The sequence below is a fragment of the Bacteroides sp. AF39-11AC genome (assembly GCF_003474285.1).
Taxonomy (GTDB): Bacteria; Bacteroidota; Bacteroidia; order Bacteroidales; family Bacteroidaceae; genus Bacteroides.
Genome location: NZ_QROH01000005.1, coordinates 113,538 through 130,422, shown reverse-complemented (window position 1 = coordinate 130,422; position 16,885 = coordinate 113,538). Strand labels below are relative to the sequence as shown.

15 protein-coding genes are annotated in these 16,885 nt (G+C 43.3%); 7 read left to right on the top strand and 8 right to left on the bottom strand.

Annotation, left to right across the window (positions count from 1 at the left end):
- Nucleotides 1-85: 85 nt before the first annotated feature.
- On the top strand, nucleotides 86-1,024 hold the full coding sequence (locus tag DW036_RS11655) for a ribose-phosphate pyrophosphokinase (protein ID WP_187374604.1): 939 nt from the start codon (nucleotides 86-88) through the stop codon (nucleotides 1,022-1,024).
- A 93-nt stretch (nucleotides 1,025-1,117) separates the two neighbouring features.
- On the opposite strand, the gene DW036_RS11650 is transcribed toward DW036_RS11655, so the two are convergent.
- The 5 genes from DW036_RS11650 to DW036_RS11630 all read right to left on the bottom strand — a co-directional run bounded on the left by DW036_RS11650 (nucleotide 1,118) and on the right by DW036_RS11630 (nucleotide 7,229).
- Nucleotides 1,118-2,275: a phosphatidylinositol-4-phosphate 5-kinase gene (locus tag DW036_RS11650; protein WP_118464501.1), complete on the bottom strand. Its 1,158-nt coding sequence runs from the start codon at nucleotides 2,273-2,275 to the stop codon at nucleotides 1,118-1,120.
- A 125-nt stretch (nucleotides 2,276-2,400) separates the two neighbouring features.
- On the bottom strand, nucleotides 2,401-3,690 hold the full coding sequence (locus tag DW036_RS11645; RefSeq protein WP_118464499.1) for a pitrilysin family protein: 1,290 nt from the start codon (nucleotides 3,688-3,690) through the stop codon (nucleotides 2,401-2,403).
- Nucleotides 3,684-4,433 (bottom strand): 3-deoxy-manno-octulosonate cytidylyltransferase, encoded by a 750-nt coding sequence (kdsB, locus tag DW036_RS11640; RefSeq protein WP_118464877.1) that lies wholly within the window; start codon nucleotides 4,431-4,433, stop codon nucleotides 3,684-3,686. Before kdsB ends, DW036_RS11645 begins: the two co-directional genes overlap by 7 nt.
- A gap of 73 nt (nucleotides 4,434-4,506) precedes the next feature.
- Nucleotides 4,507-4,872, bottom strand: coding sequence for a 2-amino-4-hydroxy-6-hydroxymethyldihydropteridine diphosphokinase (locus DW036_RS11635; RefSeq protein WP_118464876.1), 366 nt, complete (start codon nucleotides 4,870-4,872; stop codon nucleotides 4,507-4,509).
- Between the two features lie 35 nt (nucleotides 4,873-4,907).
- Nucleotides 4,908-7,229 carry a transglycosylase domain-containing protein gene (locus DW036_RS11630; RefSeq protein ID WP_118464497.1) on the bottom strand — a complete coding sequence of 774 codons (2,322 nt, stop codon included), beginning with the start codon at nucleotides 7,227-7,229 and terminating at the stop codon, nucleotides 4,908-4,910.
- Nucleotides 7,230-7,976: 747 nt separating this feature from the next.
- Between DW036_RS11630 and pyrB the strand changes: the two genes are divergently transcribed.
- The 5 genes from pyrB to glyA all read left to right on the top strand — a co-directional run bounded on the left by pyrB (nucleotide 7,977) and on the right by glyA (nucleotide 12,246).
- Nucleotides 7,977-8,906, top strand: coding sequence for an aspartate carbamoyltransferase (gene pyrB, locus DW036_RS11625; protein ID WP_118464875.1), 930 nt, complete (start codon nucleotides 7,977-7,979; stop codon nucleotides 8,904-8,906).
- 37 nt (nucleotides 8,907-8,943) lie between these two features.
- On the top strand, nucleotides 8,944-9,405 hold the full coding sequence (gene pyrI / locus DW036_RS11620) for an aspartate carbamoyltransferase regulatory subunit (protein ID WP_007214025.1): 462 nt from the start codon (nucleotides 8,944-8,946) through the stop codon (nucleotides 9,403-9,405).
- A gap of 113 nt (nucleotides 9,406-9,518) precedes the next feature.
- On the top strand, nucleotides 9,519-10,085 hold the full coding sequence (locus tag DW036_RS11615; RefSeq protein WP_118464495.1) for a flavin reductase family protein: 567 nt from the start codon (nucleotides 9,519-9,521) through the stop codon (nucleotides 10,083-10,085).
- Between the two features lie 23 nt (nucleotides 10,086-10,108).
- On the top strand, nucleotides 10,109-10,861 hold the full coding sequence (locus tag DW036_RS11610) for a porin family protein (protein ID WP_118464493.1): 753 nt from the start codon (nucleotides 10,109-10,111) through the stop codon (nucleotides 10,859-10,861).
- A gap of 104 nt (nucleotides 10,862-10,965) precedes the next feature.
- Complete coding sequence (glyA, locus tag DW036_RS11605) at nucleotides 10,966-12,246, top strand: serine hydroxymethyltransferase (RefSeq protein WP_118464491.1); 1,281 nt, start codon at nucleotides 10,966-10,968, stop codon at nucleotides 12,244-12,246.
- A 204-nt stretch (nucleotides 12,247-12,450) separates the two neighbouring features.
- Here the strand turns inward: glyA and DW036_RS11600 are convergent, their stop codons facing one another.
- Together DW036_RS11600 and fucO are read right to left on the bottom strand one after the other, a co-directional pair.
- Complete coding sequence (locus DW036_RS11600; RefSeq protein ID WP_118464489.1) at nucleotides 12,451-14,121, bottom strand: formate--tetrahydrofolate ligase; 1,671 nt, start codon at nucleotides 14,119-14,121, stop codon at nucleotides 12,451-12,453.
- Nucleotides 14,122-14,477: 356 nt separating this feature from the next.
- On the bottom strand, nucleotides 14,478-15,632 hold the full coding sequence (gene fucO, locus DW036_RS11595) for a lactaldehyde reductase (RefSeq protein WP_118464874.1): 1,155 nt from the start codon (nucleotides 15,630-15,632) through the stop codon (nucleotides 14,478-14,480).
- 543 nt (nucleotides 15,633-16,175) lie between these two features.
- Between fucO and DW036_RS11590 the strand changes: the two genes are divergently transcribed.
- Nucleotides 16,176-16,619 (top strand): VOC family protein, encoded by a 444-nt coding sequence (locus DW036_RS11590; RefSeq protein ID WP_118464487.1) that lies wholly within the window; start codon nucleotides 16,176-16,178, stop codon nucleotides 16,617-16,619.
- Here the strand turns inward: DW036_RS11590 and DW036_RS25405 are convergent.
- Nucleotides 16,613-16,879 (bottom strand): hypothetical protein, encoded by a 267-nt coding sequence (locus DW036_RS25405; RefSeq protein WP_147401472.1) that lies wholly within the window; start codon nucleotides 16,877-16,879, stop codon nucleotides 16,613-16,615. The genes DW036_RS11590 and DW036_RS25405 overlap by 7 nt on opposite strands.
- Nucleotides 16,880-16,885: the final 6 nt, after the last annotated feature.

Genomic DNA, 16,885 nt, shown 5'->3' with positions numbered 1-16,885 from the left:
TTTTCTACAATAAGTCTTGTAGAATGTAGCGGGAAATTCATAACTTTGCAGCCGTATTAAACAAATAGGTAACATCTATTACAAAATGAGCGAAAAAGCACCCGTAATGGTATTCTCCGGAACTAACTCGAGATACCTTGCAGAGAAAATCTGCGCAAGCCTTGATTGCCCTCTGGGAAAGATGAACATCACCCACTTTGCTGATGGTGAGTTTGCAGTTTCCTATGAAGAGTCAATTCGTGGCGCACATGTATTCCTGGTTCAATCCACTTTCCCTAATTCCGACAATTTAATGGAGCTTCTGCTGATGATCGACGCTGCTAAAAGAGCATCTGCTAAAAGCGTTGTTGCAGTTATTCCATATTTCGGTTGGGCACGACAGGACAGAAAAGACAAACCTCGTGTTTCTATTGGCGCAAAGTTAGTAGCCGATTTACTTTCAGTAGCAGGTATCGATCGTTTGATTACGATGGATCTCCATGCTGATCAAATCCAAGGTTTCTTCAACATTCCGGTAGATCACTTATATGCTTCGGCAGTGTTCCTCCCCTATATTGAATCCTTGAAATTGAAAGATCTTGTAATCGCTACGCCGGATGTGGGTGGTTCCAAACGTGCCAGCACATTCTCAAAGTATTTGGGAGTTCCCCTGGTATTGTGCAACAAATCACGTGAGAAAGCAAATGAAGTTGCATCCATGCAGATTATCGGTGATGTAACCGGTAAGAATGTGGTATTGGTAGATGACATCGTAGATACAGCCGGTACTATCACCAAAGCTGCTAACATTATGTTAGAAGCCGGTGCTCAATCTGTACGCGCCATTGCCAGTCACTGTGTAATGTCTGATCCGGCTTCTTTCCGTGTACAGGAATCCAGTCTGACTGAAATCGTATTTACCGATAGTATTCCCTACTCTAAGAAATGTGCAAAAGTTAAACAGCTCAGTATTGCTGATATGTTTGCAGAAACTATCAAGAGAGTGGTGAATAATGAATCTATCAGTTCACAGTATATTATCTAAATTGCTCGCATATTAGAAATTAAAAATTAAAAGGCTGCGCGATGTTACATCATCTGCGCAGCCTTTTAATTTTTAATTATTATCTTTTTAATTCTACTCCAGTCTTCCCATTTTGTACGTGCCTTTTTTTATTACTTTCCCATTTTTATCCGTTTCGACAAAAGGACCGTGCTTTTTGCCTTGCTTGAAGAAGCCTTCGTAACGATTACCATTCTTGTCTTCCTGTATACCGTTACCCTCTTCCATACCATTCACAAAACCACCTTTATATTTTGTTCCGTCTGTCATAATCAGAGTTCCCTGACCATTGAACTGGTTGTTTTTCCATTCGCCTTCGTATGAATCACCGACATTCCATTTATAGGTTCCGCGACCGTCACGCTGGTTATCTTTCCATTCGCCGTCATAGACTGCACCATTTGCCCAAGTAAATACACCTTTTCCATGCTGCATGCCATCCTTGAAGTTTCCTACATATTTGTTACCGTTGGCGTAATAATAAATACCTGCTCCGGTACGCTCGCCCTGCACATACGAACCTTCATAACGGTCACCCGTGTGGAAGAAGTAAATTCCCTTGCCATGTTGCATATCATCTTTCCAGTCGCCTACATATTTATCTCCGTTGGCATATTCGAAAGTTCCTTTGCCATCACGCACATCGTTCTTCCAGTCACCTTCGTATTTACAACCGTCATTCCAGACAAAAGTACCTTCCCCCTCTTTCTTATCATTCTTCCAGGAACCTTCATATTTGGAACCGTTTTTCCAAGTGTATGTGCCTTGACCTTCACGTTTATCATTTACCCAGTCTCCTTCGTAAATGTCACCGGTGTAATAGTACATTGTACCTTTGCCTTGCTGGTAATCCTGGAACCACATGCCGTCATAGCGGTTGTTGTTCATGAAGTAGTAGATACCCTTACCGTGTTGCTGGTCCTGAAACCATTGCCCTTCGTACTTTTCGCCATCAGGAAATGTATAAGTACCATATCCTTCACGTTTTCCTTTCACATATTCACCTTCATAGACATTGCCATTCTTGAAAACCGTCTTACCCTTTCCGTTGGGTTTACGTCCTTTCATTTCACCCGTATATACGGAGCCATCTTTGAAGGTATGAGTTCCTATTTTTATTTCAGAAGAGAAAGTTGTTTTTACTTTGTCGAAGAAACCGGATTTCTTTTCTTGGGCCGTCGCCCCGCCTTGGGACATGAATACCAGAATGAGTGCAGTATATAGATATTTCATTGAAAATTATAAATTAGCGATTTTAATAATAAGACGTGTAAATGCAGCAACTTGTTACACGTCCTATATAGTATTTGCACAAAGATACAATTAATCTGCTAAAAGGAAGGGGTATCACACTTTTTTTATGACATTTTTTTGCCGGATACGATTTCTTTTAATGTCTCTTTGCACAAATAGCGTGAGGCAAGTTCGCGTATCTCGACAGGAGTAATTGTCTTCACAGCTTCTACAGCATCCCTCACATACGAGTCCGGGAGACCGGAAGTATGAATAAATATCCAGGCATCCGCCAGTGAGAAGGCAGACTCATAGCTGCGACACATATCACCCAACATATAGTTCCTCACCATGGCAAGTTCTTCGACAGGTACGAGGTCATTTTGCAGGCGGTCTATTTCATGGTAAACTTCTTTGATAAGAGGTTCTACAAATTCATTGGCAGTCTCTGCATTGACAACCAACAGTCCACTATCGGGATAAGGCATAATGCCGGCAGATATACCATACGTATATCCTTTATCTTCACGAATATTAGACATCAAACGGCTACCGAAATACCCTCCGAACAAGGTAACCAGAACGCGGACTTTCAAATAGTCAGGATGGCGTCGATCCAAAGAAAGCATTCCCATGCGAACAGCGCTTTGCATTGCATCGGCACGCTCAATAAAAATACGTTTTTCAGGAGAAGTTACCGGAACATAGGACAGTTTTTCCGGTTTGCGGAAATCTTTGCCGAAAGGTTCACTTCCAAAAAGAGTTTCAATACGACGGATAGCGTCTTCGCTGACCTTCCCCGCAAGATAGATACTGCAATTTCCAGAATGATAATATCGGTCGTAAAACGATTGCAAGACAGAAGGATTGATCAAATGATAATCTTCCTTCTGCACTAATTGCCCGCATGGATGCGTATCGCCATATACGGCATTTATCAAAGTGCGATGGGCCAGAAAATCCACCTTGGAGCTGTTTACAAGAAATTGTTGGATATTGCTGTCGACAATCACTCCCAGCTCTTTTTCAGGGAAAAGAGGCTCTTTCACGATAGATTCAAAAACATCTAACGTTTCGGGCAGATATTTATTTAAAGAATAGAGAGTGATATAAGCATACTCGGATGAACTTGAAAGTTCCAACCAGGCACCGTAGTAATCCAACTTTTCGGCAATGGCTGCGGCTGAATAACGCCGGGTACCTTCGCGCAGCATCCGGTTGGTAAACAAAGCCTGCAATCGTTGGTTCTGTTGCCAGCGTCCACCTTCTACCAACAGGTCAATTCGGACCACTTCATTATCCCCGGCATTGAGTATATATAAAGGTATACCGTTTTTCATCACCCGACATTCGGGAGATGGTACTGCCAGTTGTTCCGGCTCACAAATAAGGGGCTGGATAGTTCTGTCTAACATATTTTCAAAAATTCTTCAGCCTTTTCCAAATCCTGGGGAGTATCAATGCCGATGGTCTCTACTTCGGTAATGCCGGCTTTAATGGTATAGCCATTCTCCAGCCAACGAAGTTGTTCCAGCGATTCTGCCAGTTCCAGCGAAGATTGCGGCAACGAAGTGATCTCTTTTAAAACTTCAGCACGATAAGCGTATAGTCCTATGTGCTTATAATAAGTATGATTTCTCAGCCAATCCTGTTTTTCTGCATTCCGCTGATAAGGAATAATGGATCGGCTGAAATAGAGTGCATTCATATTCTTATTCAGCACTACTTTCGGAGAATTGATATTTTCCAAAGCTTCAAATCCATTCTCTGGAGTGAAAGGTTTCACCAGTGTAGCAATCTGGGTAGTAATATCATCGAAGCAAGCTTTTACAGTTTCCAATTGGGAGGGTTGAATAAAAGGTTCGTCACCCTGAATGTTGACAATGACATCAAAGTCTCCCCCTATTTTGGTATATGCTTCATAGCAACGATCCGTGCCGCTTTTATGATTCACAGAAGTCATCACTACTTTACCTCCGAAAGCTTTTACAGCTTCTTCGATCCGTTCGTCATCTGTGGCCACATAAGCATCGTCCAGAATACCTGCCACTTGTTCATATACTCGCTGTATTACAGTTTTACCTCCCAGCATAGCCAACGGTTTTGCAGGAAAACGCGTGGATGCGTAACGGGCCGGAATGATTCCTAAAAACTTCAACATATTTATATTTACTATTTTATAGATACGCGGACGTCCGCTTTATCCGCGTCGTCCGCGTACCCATTTTAAATTACTCTATCTCTTTCAATCCCCGGCAAATATAATCCCTTTTTAAATCGTCGGGTTTATAGACCGTATCATCACATGATAATAAATCCAGATCCAACCGGACTATTTCTTGCTTTTTCTCTTCAGGCATCCGCCCCGCTTCCCGTTCAATAGCTTTCAAACAAGAAGTTATTTCCGCCGCATCGCTACTGGAAATAAAACGTGCCACCTGATTGGAAAATAAAGATGAGCGCTGGAAATAAAGCGGTTTAGTCTCCTCTTCCGTAGAAAAACGAATACCGGGAAACAGTTCTTTCAACCGCTTACGCGCCAACGAAAGATTCTCTTTCTGTTGCTCGTTACTGCCGATGCTGATTGTATAAACCACGTTCGAAATCAATAATTTAGACCGACACCTGAATTTTAATCAAAGAAGTCATCCAAGCCACTTTCTTGTGCTGGTTCAAAATCAACATCCCCGTTGTCTTTACAAGGATCAAAACCTTCAGGCAATTGGAATGTTTCATTTTCATCATAGCCCAGTGTCTTGTCTCCAAGTACTTTCACCATATATTTAGACCAGATGGGTAATGCCATAGAAGCACCTTGCCCATGCAACATGGTGTCAAAATGAATATCACGCTCTTCTCCACCAACCCAGCATCCGGATACCAGTGAAGGAGTAAAGCCCATAAACCAACCATCTGCATTATAGTTAGTTGTTCCGGTCTTACCACCCATATCAGCTTTCACACCTAACCGGCGAACACGTCCACCGGTTCCTTCGTTAATAACGGCACGAAGCATAACCAACATCTTATAAGCGCTGGAAACACTGATGACTTCTTCCATTTCCGGAGAGAAAGTAGCCAGTACATTGCCATCACTATCTTCTATACGGGTTACAAACATAGGTGCTACACGAATTCCTTTATTGGGAAATGCCGTATATGCACTTACCATTTCTCCTACCGATATCTCGCAAGGGCCAAGACAAAGAGCAATAGAAGGCACAATCTCGCGATTGCGCACACCGAAACTATGCAACAATCGTTTTAACTCATACGGGTTTAATTTACTCATCAATCGTGCCGTAATCCAGTTGTCCGAATTAGCTAAGCCCCATTTCAAAGTCACCATTTCTCCGTAGCGTTTAGTATTTGCATTACGGGGCGCCCAAGGGCTACCATTCTCATCGAAGCCCTGAAATTCCACGTGCCGCATCTCATCGCAAGGAGAAAATCCATTCTCCATAGCCAGTGAATATACATAAGGTTTCATAGTAGAACCAATCTGACGGCGTCCTACCATTGCCATATCATATTGGAAATAGTTATAATTAGGTCCACCCACATACGCTTTTACATGTCCGTTGTGCGGGTTCATTGACATGAAACCGGCACGAAGGAAGTGCTTGTAATAGCGGATAGAATCCATTGGCGTCATGATAGTATCTTTTTCACCATTCCAGGTAAATACCGACATCTCTTCAGGTGTATTGAAAGCCTTTTCTATTTGAGCATCCGATGCACCGGCTTTCTTCATGGTCCGATAACGATCGGACTGTTTCATGGTGCGGGCAAGAATTTCATCTACCTGCTCTTGTGTAATCCTGTTACTGTAAGGCGCCTTTTTGCGTCCCTTCTTTTCTTTAAAGAAATAGCCTTGCAGTTCTTTCAGATGTTCTTCCACTGCTTCTTCTGCATATTGCTGCATACGGGAGTCGATAGTCGTATAGATTTTCAGACCATCCGTATAAAGGTTGTACTTTGAACCATCTTTCTTTGTATTCTTTTCACACCAGCCGAACAGAGGATTATTCTCCCAATCAAGAGAATCTTCATAGAATTTCTGCATCTGCCAACCCCGATAATCACCCTTCACAGGCTTCTTAGCATTCAATACTCCACGCAGATATTCACGGAAATAGGTTGCCATACCTTCTTTATGGTCAACACGGGTATATTTCAAGGTCAGTGGAAGTGCTTGCAGTGAATCACATTCTTCGGCAGTGATATATCCTGCTTTACGCATTTGATCGAGCACTACATTACGACGTCCGCGTGAACGCTCGTTGAAACGGACGGGATTATAAAGAGCCGGATTTTTACACATACCAACTAAAGTGGCAGCTTCTTCTATTTTTAAATCTTTAGGTTCACAGCCAAAGTAAGTGTTGGCTGCAGTTTTGATACCGACTGCATTGTTTAAAAAGTCAAATTTATTAAGATACATCGTAAGTATCTCTTCCTTGGTATAGTAACGCTCCAATTTCACAGCAATTACCCACTCAATGGGTTTCTGAAACAAACGTTCCATTACATTGTCCGCACTGGGCGAATAGAGTTGTTTCGATAATTGTTGGGTAATCGTACTACCTCCACCTGCATTCTTCTGGAATAACAAGCCACGCTTCACAATGGCACGAAACAACGCAATCGCATCAATTCCGGAATGCTCGGCAAAACGCACGTCTTCTGTTGCAATCAACGCGTTAATGACATTGGGGGATAAATCATTATAGCCCACATACACACGGTTCTCTTTGCTAAACGAATAAGTACCAAGTACCTTCCCGTCTTCCGAGAAAACTTGTGTAGCAAACTTATAATTAGGGTTTTCCAGATCTTCAACAGGAGGCATATAGCCTATCCAACCTTTAGCAATGGAGAAGAAAACAGTGACACAAGCCAATACTATGACGGCTAAGAATATCCAAAGGATTTTTATGATGTTCTTTATCATGTTTATTACTGTAAATTCACTAAATCAATAAAACAGATTACCTGTAAAAATAACAAGGCAAAGGTACGGAATTATATTGGAACACCCTTATAAATTCTATAGAAAACTCTTAAAACGCCACACTTTATCATCCAAAATGCTACATCTTAACGGGTAAAACGCCACACTTCAGCAAGCACAAAGTGTGGCATTTCGGAGAATGAAATGTGGCGTTTCCGATGATAAAGTGTGGCGTTTGAGGGGATAGAATATGGCATTTTGGTGACCAAAAAGTGGGGGAATTGATCATTTTAGAGGCATTTTTTGCTTAGGAATCGGCCGATTCCAAGCTGTTTTTTGCCGAAAAATGCACTTTTTTGCTTAGGAACAAAGTGGAGTTTTGAACACTAAAACGCTATCTTTCAACGTTTTCAACAAAACAAGCAGTACATTTTTCTTTCTTATTATATTCTTTATATAACAACAACAGCAGAAAAGAAAAAGAAAAGCTGCTGCTGATGCTGGTAATGATCCAAACAAATTCCGGCATCCATCTCACCGTATGAGCAGCTTCATCCCATGAGATTATTTTTTTTGTCTCACGAAATATTTTTTTTCATCCCATGAGGCAAAACTTTTTGTCCCATGAGCTGAAGATCGTCGGCTATGGAGACAAAAAAACTTCTAAATTTTCTCCCGTCTTTCTTCCGTACTCCGCATCTTTTCCGTACCTTTGAACTCTCGAAAAGAAACAAAATAACGAACGATATGGAAAACAGAAGTTTAGTCACCATTGCCGAACATAGCAAGGAAAAAATCCTCTACATGATCGAGATGGCGAAGCAGTTTGAAGCCCGTCCCAACCGTAGGCTACTGGAAGGGAAAGTGGTTGCAACCCTCTTTTTCGAGCCGTCTACCCGTACAAGACTCAGTTTTGAAACAGCAGCCAACCGCTTAGGGGCCCGTGTAATCGGGTTCAGTGACCCCAAAGCAACGAGTTCTTCGAAAGGCGAGACCCTGAAAGACACCATCAAAATGGTGAGCAACTATGCCGATATCATCGTGATGCGGCATCATCTGGAAGGAGCCGCCCGCTATGCCAGCGAAGTAACCACAGTGCCTATCGTCAATGCCGGAGACGGAGCCAACCAGCATCCTTCACAAACGATGCTCGACCTCTACTCCATCTACAAAACCCAGGGTACACTGGAGAACCTGAATATTTTCCTCGTTGGCGACCTTAAATACGGCCGCACCGTACATTCACTACTGATGGCAATGCGCCACTTCAACCCGACTTTCCACTTCATCTCTCCCGATGAGTTGAGAATGCCCGAAGAATACAAAATTTACTGCCGCGATCATGGCATCAAGTACGTGGAACATACGGACTTTACGGAAGAGACCATAGCAGATGCCGACATCCTCTACATGACTCGTGTGCAGCGTGAGCGCTTCACTGACCTCATGGAGTACGAACGGGTGAAGAACGTCTACATCCTGCGCAACAAGATGCTGGAACATACCCGCCCCAATCTGTGCATTCTGCATCCCCTGCCCCGCGTCAATGAAATCGCTTATGACGTAGACGATAATCCGAAAGCTTACTACTTCCAGCAAGCTCAAAACGGTCTGTATGCTCGTGAGGCTATCCTCTGCGATGTATTAGGCATTACACTGGATGAGGTGAAAGCCTAAATTGTACTTTGTAAATTGCTAAATTGTAAATTGAAAGATGAGCGAAAAAAAACAAGAATTACAGGTTGCCGCATTAGAAAACGGTACCGTTATCGACCATATCCCCTCTGAAAATCTATTCACTGTAGTCTCTTTACTGGGACTTGAACACATGAATAACAATATCACCATTGGCTTTAATCTCAAAAGCGGAAAGCTGGGCACTAAAGGCATTATTAAAATTGCGGATAAATTTTTCTGCGATGACGAAATTAATCGCATCGCTGTGGTAGCACCTAATGTGAAGTTGAATATTATCCGGGATTATGAAGTGGTGGAAAAGCGTGAAGTTAGCCTTCCAGAAGAACTTCGCGGCATTGTAAAGTGTGCTAACCCCAAATGTATCACGAACAACGAGCCCATGGCGACGTTGTTCCATGTCGTGGACAAGGAAAATTGCGTGATCCGATGCCATTACTGTGAGAAAGAGCAAAACAGGAATGAAATTGAAATAATATAAGAGTTACAAGCTACAAAAGCTACAAGCTACAAGTGCTGCGCAATGTTCGCTTTATAGTTTGCAGCTCTCATCCGAAAGGCACTCGTAGCTCGTAGCTCATAACTCCTTCGCCTATGAAACAAGACTGGAAGCCCGGAACAATGATTTACCCGCTTCCCGCCGTATTGGTAAGCTGCGGAAGCACTCCGGAAGAATATAACATACTAACAATTGCGTGGACGGGAACGATTTGTACGAACCCGCCCATGTGCTATATTTCTGTACGTCCCGAACGCCACTCATACGAAATCCTGAAACGGAATATGGAGTTTGTCATTAATCTCACGACCAAAGATATGGCTCGTGCAACGGATTGGTGTGGTGTACGTTCCGGGAAAGATTACAATAAGTTTGAAGAAATGCATCTGACACCGGGAAGAAGTACTGTGGTCAATGCTCCTCTTATTGAAGAATCCCCCTTGTGTATAGAATGCCGTGTAAAGGAAATCATGTCACTTGGCTCCCATGATATGTTTATTGCCGATGTGGTAAACGTACGTGCTGACGACCGGAATCTGAACCCGGAAACCGGAAAACTGGAGCTGGCGGAAGCCAATCCGCTGGTTTATGTTCATGGAGGGTACTATGAATTGGGTGAAAAGATCGGTAAATTTGGATGGTCTGTTGAGAAGAAAAAATAGTGATTAACCGTTAGTGATAAGTGATGAACAAAGTCTTGAAAATATTTATCCTGTGGTTTTTGATTTTCCCCGCTACGATGTGGGGACAGTCTCATCTTGTGCCCGGAACGGCGGTTGAAGAACCCCTGAAGAAACATCACCATGATCGTCCGGTGAACTTCGGTATTAAAGGCGGCTTTACCTCTTCCCTCTTCCTTGTGTCCAATCTTACATTAAACGGCATCACTATAGATGAGGTACAGAATAACTACAAGATAGGCTATTTCGGCTCTGTCTTTATGCGCATCAACTTTGAGCGCCACTTCCTGCAACCGGAAATATCCTACAACATCAACCGCTGCAACATTACTTTTGAAAAACCCGCCGCAGAAGATGCTCCTTTGGAAATGGCATCTATTACTTCATCCATTCACAGCATAGATATCCCTGTAATTTATGGATATAATGTCATTAAAGAAGGTCCCTATAGCCTGGCAGTATTCGGCGGTCCCAAGTTCCGTTATATCTGGAATAAAAAGAGCGAAGTTACTTTTGAGAACTTTGACCAACAGGGAATCAGTGAAAGATTACGTCCTTTGAACCTAAGTTTTACTCTTGGAGTGGCCGTTACCATCTCCCGTATTTTTTTCGACTTCCGTTATGATATAGGATTACATAATATATCCCGTAAAGTGACTTATGATGACGGTGTCGTCGAAGGTGATCCACCTGCTGACGAAATACGTTTCCATCGGCGAGACAATGTGCTCAGCTTTTCCTTTGGAGTATTCTTTTAGAAAGTAAATTTCTGTCTTTTCTGACAGTTTATTCATTTTTTTACCGTAAATTTGTGCGCTTAATAAGAGAACACAGATTTATCAAACTTATCTAAGTAAGCAAAATGAAAAGAGACGATTTAATTTTCGATATCATCGAAAAAGAACATCAACGTCAGCTCAAAGGTATTGAACTGATTGCATCAGAGAATTTTGTAAGTGACCAAGTAATGGAGGCAATGGGCTCCTGTCTCACTAACAAGTATGCAGAAGGTTATCCCGGCAAACGCTACTACGGAGGCTGCGAAGTAGTAGACCAGAGCGAACAAATTGCTATCGACCGCATAAAGGAAATCTTTGGTGCAGAATGGGCTAACGTGCAACCCCACTCAGGCGCGCAGGCTAATGCAGCTGTATTCCTCGCTGTATTGAATCCGGGTGACAAATTCATGGGATTGAATCTGGCTCATGGCGGTCACCTCTCACACGGTTCTTTAGTAAATACTTCCGGTATCATTTATACTCCCTGTGAATATAATCTGAATAAGGAAACCGGTCGCGTAGACTATGACCAGATGGAAGAAGTTGCTTTGCGCGAAAAACCCAAAATGATCATCGGTGGCGGTTCGGCATATTCCCGCGAATGGGACTACAAGCGTATGCGCGAAATCGCAGACAAAGTAGGTGCTATCCTGATGATCGATATGGCTCACCCTGCCGGACTGATTGCAGCCGGATTGCTGGAAAACCCTGTGAAGTATGCTCATATCGTTACTTCTACCACACATAAGACTTTGCGTGGTCCTCGCGGTGGTATCATCCTGATAGGCAAAGACTTCCCTAATCCTTGGGGCAAAACAACGCCGAAGGGTGAAATCAAGAAGATGTCTCAGTTGATTGACTCGGCCGTATTCCCGGGAATCCAGGGTGGTCCGTTGGAACACGTCATTGCAGCAAAGGCTGTTGCATTCGGTGAAATCCTGCAACCTGAATTCAAAGAATATGCTGCTCAGGTGAAGAAAAATGCAGCCGTACTGGCACAAGCATTGATCGACCGTGGCTTTACAATCGTTTCAGGTGGTACGGATAATCACTCTATGCTGGTTGACCTGCGTAGCAAATATCCTGATCTCACAGGTAAAGTTGCCGAAAAAGCATTGGTATCTGCCGATATCACTGTAAACAAGAATATGGTTCCGTTCGATAGCCGCTCTGCATTCCAGACTTCCGGTATCCGTCTGGGTACTCCTGCCATCACTACTCGTGGTGCTAAAGAAGATCTGATGCTGGAAATTGCAGAAATGATTGAAACGGTTCTGTCTAATGTAGAAAATGAAGCGGTTATTGCCGAAGTTCGCGCACGCGTGAATAAGACTATGGAAAAATATCCGCTGTTTGCATATTAAGAAATTTGTTTTTACGAGTCAGTCGGTTTTGTTTTTTCCGGCTGACAGGTATATATGTTTTTGAGAAAAAATGTATATATAGATAATTAAATATATAGTTAAAATGTAAAATGGTCCGTAGCCCTTGCGATAAGGGTTACGGACCTCTTTTTTACACATTTGGTCAAAGAACCGAAAGCTATATTGGATGATCTGAAATAATAGTTAACTCAATCCTTCTATATTTCCATCTACAATGTCAATATGCATGGCTTGCGGTTCCTTGGGAAGCCCCGGCATACGCAAAATTTCTCCGGCGATAGCAACAATCATTTCCGCACCATTATTGATTACAATATCCTTGATATGGAATTCAAAGTTGTTCACCGCACCGTATATCTTTGGATCGGCAGAGAAAGAATATTGTGTTTTGGCAATGCAAACGGGATAATGACCGATACCCATCTTCTCTATTAATTTGATAATTTTACGTGAATGGATACTGTAAGTCACCACACTGGCACCGTAAAGGTTACAAGCTATCTTCTCTATCTTTTGTTCTACACTGTCATTTTCACTATAACTGAAGTTCAAGGGTTCAGAGGGTTTCTTTTCAATGGTATTCACTACCAGATTAGCAAGCTCCACAGCTCCCTCTCCCCCTTCTGCAAAGGCATTATTGACAGCGAAACTTACCCCTAACTTCTCTTCGCAATGACGGCGGATTGCTTCCACTTCCTCATCCGTATCGCTGGCAAAACGATTGAAGGCAACCAGTACCGTCTGGCCGAATGAACGCAGATTGCGTATATGTTTATCGAGATTTCCAAAGCCCTGTTGCAGTCCTTCCATATTGGGCTCTTTAATACGATCGAGGCTGACACCTCCATGCATCTTCAAACCTTGGGCAGTAGCCACAATCACTGTCAGTTTAGGCTGTAATCCACTTTTGCGACACTTGATATTATAAAATTTCTCTGCACCGAGGTCGGCACCAAAACCGGCTTCCGTTACAACATAATCCCCAAAAGTCATAGCCATTTTCGTTGCAAGAATAGAGTTACAACCATGCGCAATGTTTGCGAATGGACCGCCATGAACAAAAGCAGCCGATCCTTCGGTTGTCTGGACCAAGTTCGGATTGATAGCATCTTTCAGCAGGACAGTGATGGCTCCTGCTACTCCTAACTCCTTCACTGTGAACGGGCAACCATCAAAACGAAAACCAAGGATGATATTCTCAATCCGTCGTTTCAGGTCGTCTATGTCCTTTGCCAGGCAGAGAATAGCCATAATTTCGGATGCAGGGGTAATATCGAAGCCGGATTCTTCGGTAATACCGTTCGTACTGGGACCTAAACCGGTGACAATGCTACGCAAAGAACGGTCGTTCACATCGAGCACGCGCTGCCAGATGATTTCTTTCAGCCCGAATCCGTCCGCCTGATGCTGATAAAGATAATTATCGAGCAATGCGGATATCATATTGTGCGCCGAAGTGATGGCATGAAAATCTCCTGTAAAGTGCAAATTTATCTTTTCCATAGGGAGCACCTGAGCATAACCGCCACCTGCTGCCCCACCCTTCATGCCGAAACAAGGTCCTAATGAAGGTTCACGCAAAGCAACGATGGCTTTCTTGCCGATCTTATTCAACCCCAATGCCAGACCGATGGACACCGTAGTCTTGCCGATACCTGCTTTGGTAGCGGTAATAGCAGTTACCAAAATCAAGTTACTTTTCTTCACTTTTTCTTCATCAATCAGATGTGTAGGGATCTTAGCAATATACCGTCCATAGTTTTCTACTTCTTCACGTGGAATACCTACATTCTCGGCTACCTGCTTAATCTTCTTCAGCTCTATGCTGCGGGCTATTTCAATGTCTGATTTCATACAGAATATTTCTTTAAATAACAACTTTCTTTTTGAAAGCTACAAAAGTACGAAAAAGAGTGCAGATAGCAAGATTTTAGGATAAGAAAGCCTCTGTTATCTTATTCAAGTGTCAAAGCGATACCTTCTACACGGTCTGGATTCGGACCAATATTCTGGTATATAACAGGCACAAGTCCACAGAATCGCAACGATATCTATCATCCGTATGATTTTTCTGCTTCACGGGCTTCTCTTCGGAGTACGTTACCATAAGAATAGTTTGATAAGTGATTAGGGGTTAGTGATAAGTGATTAGTGCTGCGCTATAATGCCGCAAGGAGACTAATCACTTATCACTAACCCCTAATCACTTATCACAACGCTTTTTTGTATAAATCCAGAATAATCTCCTTCGTCACCTCGCGAGGATTACCCGGTGTACAAACATCGGCAATAGCAGCCGTAGCCAGCTTGTCGAGATCGCTTTCCTTGATACCCAATTCAGAAAGGTGTTGCGGAATACCTACTCTTACTGACAGTGCTCTCACTGCATCTACGGCAGCACGTGCAGCCTCTTCCTGGCTCATTCCTTCTTTATAGACTTTCATCGCCTTAGCAATTTCCACATACTTATCAAGCGCAGCAGGAGCATTGAATTCCATAACAATAGGCAGCAACAATGCATTAGCCACACCATGAGGTATATCAAATATAGCACCCAACGGATGTGCCATGCCGTGAACAACACCCAAACCTACATTAGAGAATGCCATGCCTGCAATATATTGCGCTACCGCCATACCATTACGCGCCTCTGCATTTGTCGGCTCAAACACGGCTGTTTCCAGATAACGGGTAATCATTTCGATAGCTTTAATCTCGAACATATCGCTCATTTCCCAAGCTCCCTTAGTTATCAGGCCTTCAATAGCATGTGTCAATGCATCCAGTCCCGTAGAAGCGGTCAGCCCTTTAGGCAAAGTGTACATCAATTCGGCATCTACAATAGCGATGGCAGGAATATCATTCGGATCTACACATACCATCTTCTTTTCATTCACTTCGTCGGTAATCACATAGTTGATAGTTACCTCAGCAGCCGTTCCCGCTGTAGTAGGCAAAGCAATGATAGGCACGGATTTCTTCTTAGTAGGCGCCACTCCTTCCAGAGAAACCACATCACTGAATTCCGGATTATTAGTGATGATACCGATAGCTTTTGATGTATCGATGGAAGAACCGCCTCCAATAGCCAGAATAAAATCGGCACCGGATTCTGCAAACGCCTTCACACCTGCATTTACATTACTAACCGTAGGATTTGGTTTAATATCGCTGAATACAACATAGGGTATGCCTGCCTTGTCCAGTACAGACAGCACCTTGTCGGCCACACCAAATTTAATCAGATCTTTGTCGGTAGATACAAAGGCCTTTTTCAAGCCGAGACGTTTAATTTCCTGTGGGAGCACTTCGCGGGCACCCGGTCCGAAGTAAGATACTTCGTTTAAGACGAATCTGTTAATCATAATACGATAATTTAGGTTCCGCAGTGTCATTTTGAGATTGAATGTGCGGAAGGTTGATACTTCATTTTGTTCCGACAAAATTAAGAAATATAGAGGAGGAAAGGGCAAAAGATTCTGATTTTTTTAATGTGTATTATGCTGGTGAAAGTACTTTTCTTTTGTCTTGAGACAAAAGAAAAGATACCAAAAGAAAAATTACAGAAAGCCCTTACGTTCGGCATCCTCAAGCAAGCTTGCGGCTGCTCTCACTAAAACGGGCTTTTCAAGGCTGCACTTCCGGGGCTACTCCGGTACTGCCATTCGCAGACGGGGCTCGAACTCGCTTCGCTCAAACAGATCGCCCCTTACCTGCGCCTGACAGCACCTACGCTCACGCCCCTACAGTGAGGCCGGGGGACCATGCGGCATATAGTGGGATGGAGTTGATTGTTTTTTGATGGGGGGGTGAGGTAAATACGAATTTTAGAAACGCTATTCTAATAAATTGGTTATATTTGCATCTTGATTATAAGAAACAGATTACAAACCATTAATCAGTAAACAATGAGATTCAGCAACGTAAGATTATTAGTAAAAGACTTCGCCAAATGCTTCAAGTTCTATACTGAACAACTCGGTTTAGAACCAGCCTGGGGAGATGAAACGAGCGGATACGCCTATTTTAAAGTGGCCGACGGAATAGAGGGTCTCGCCCTTTTTGTATCTGACTGGATGGCACCTTCAGTAGGCAATGCAGATAAGCAGCAGCCCGTTGCGATGCGTGAAAAATCAATGCTCTCATTCTGTGTAGATAATGTAGACGAAACCTTTGCTGCCCTAAAAGCCAAAGGTGTAAAGTTTATCAATGAACCTACGGATATGCCCGATTGGGGTATGCGTAGCCTATACCTGCGTGATCCCGAAGAAAATCTTATAGAACTCTCTACCCCTCTGCCACCGGAACAGTTTAGCCAGGAACTCCTCGAAGAGGACAAGAAATTTCAATAAGAGATATTGCTAAAAACACACTCATACAATCCCCCACGTCTATAGCGCAGCGCCCCCACCGCGCAGCTCTCCGGCATAGGCGTAGGTGCGTAAGCGTAGGCATTGTCAGGCGCAGGTAAGGGGCGATCTGTCTGAGCGAAGCGAGTTCGAGCCCCGTCTGCGAATGGCAGTGCCGGAGTAGCACCGGAGACGTAGCCGGGGTCCCTTTCTTTTTGGTATCTTTTTCTTTCGGGACAAGCCGAAAGAAAAAGTACACACACACACAA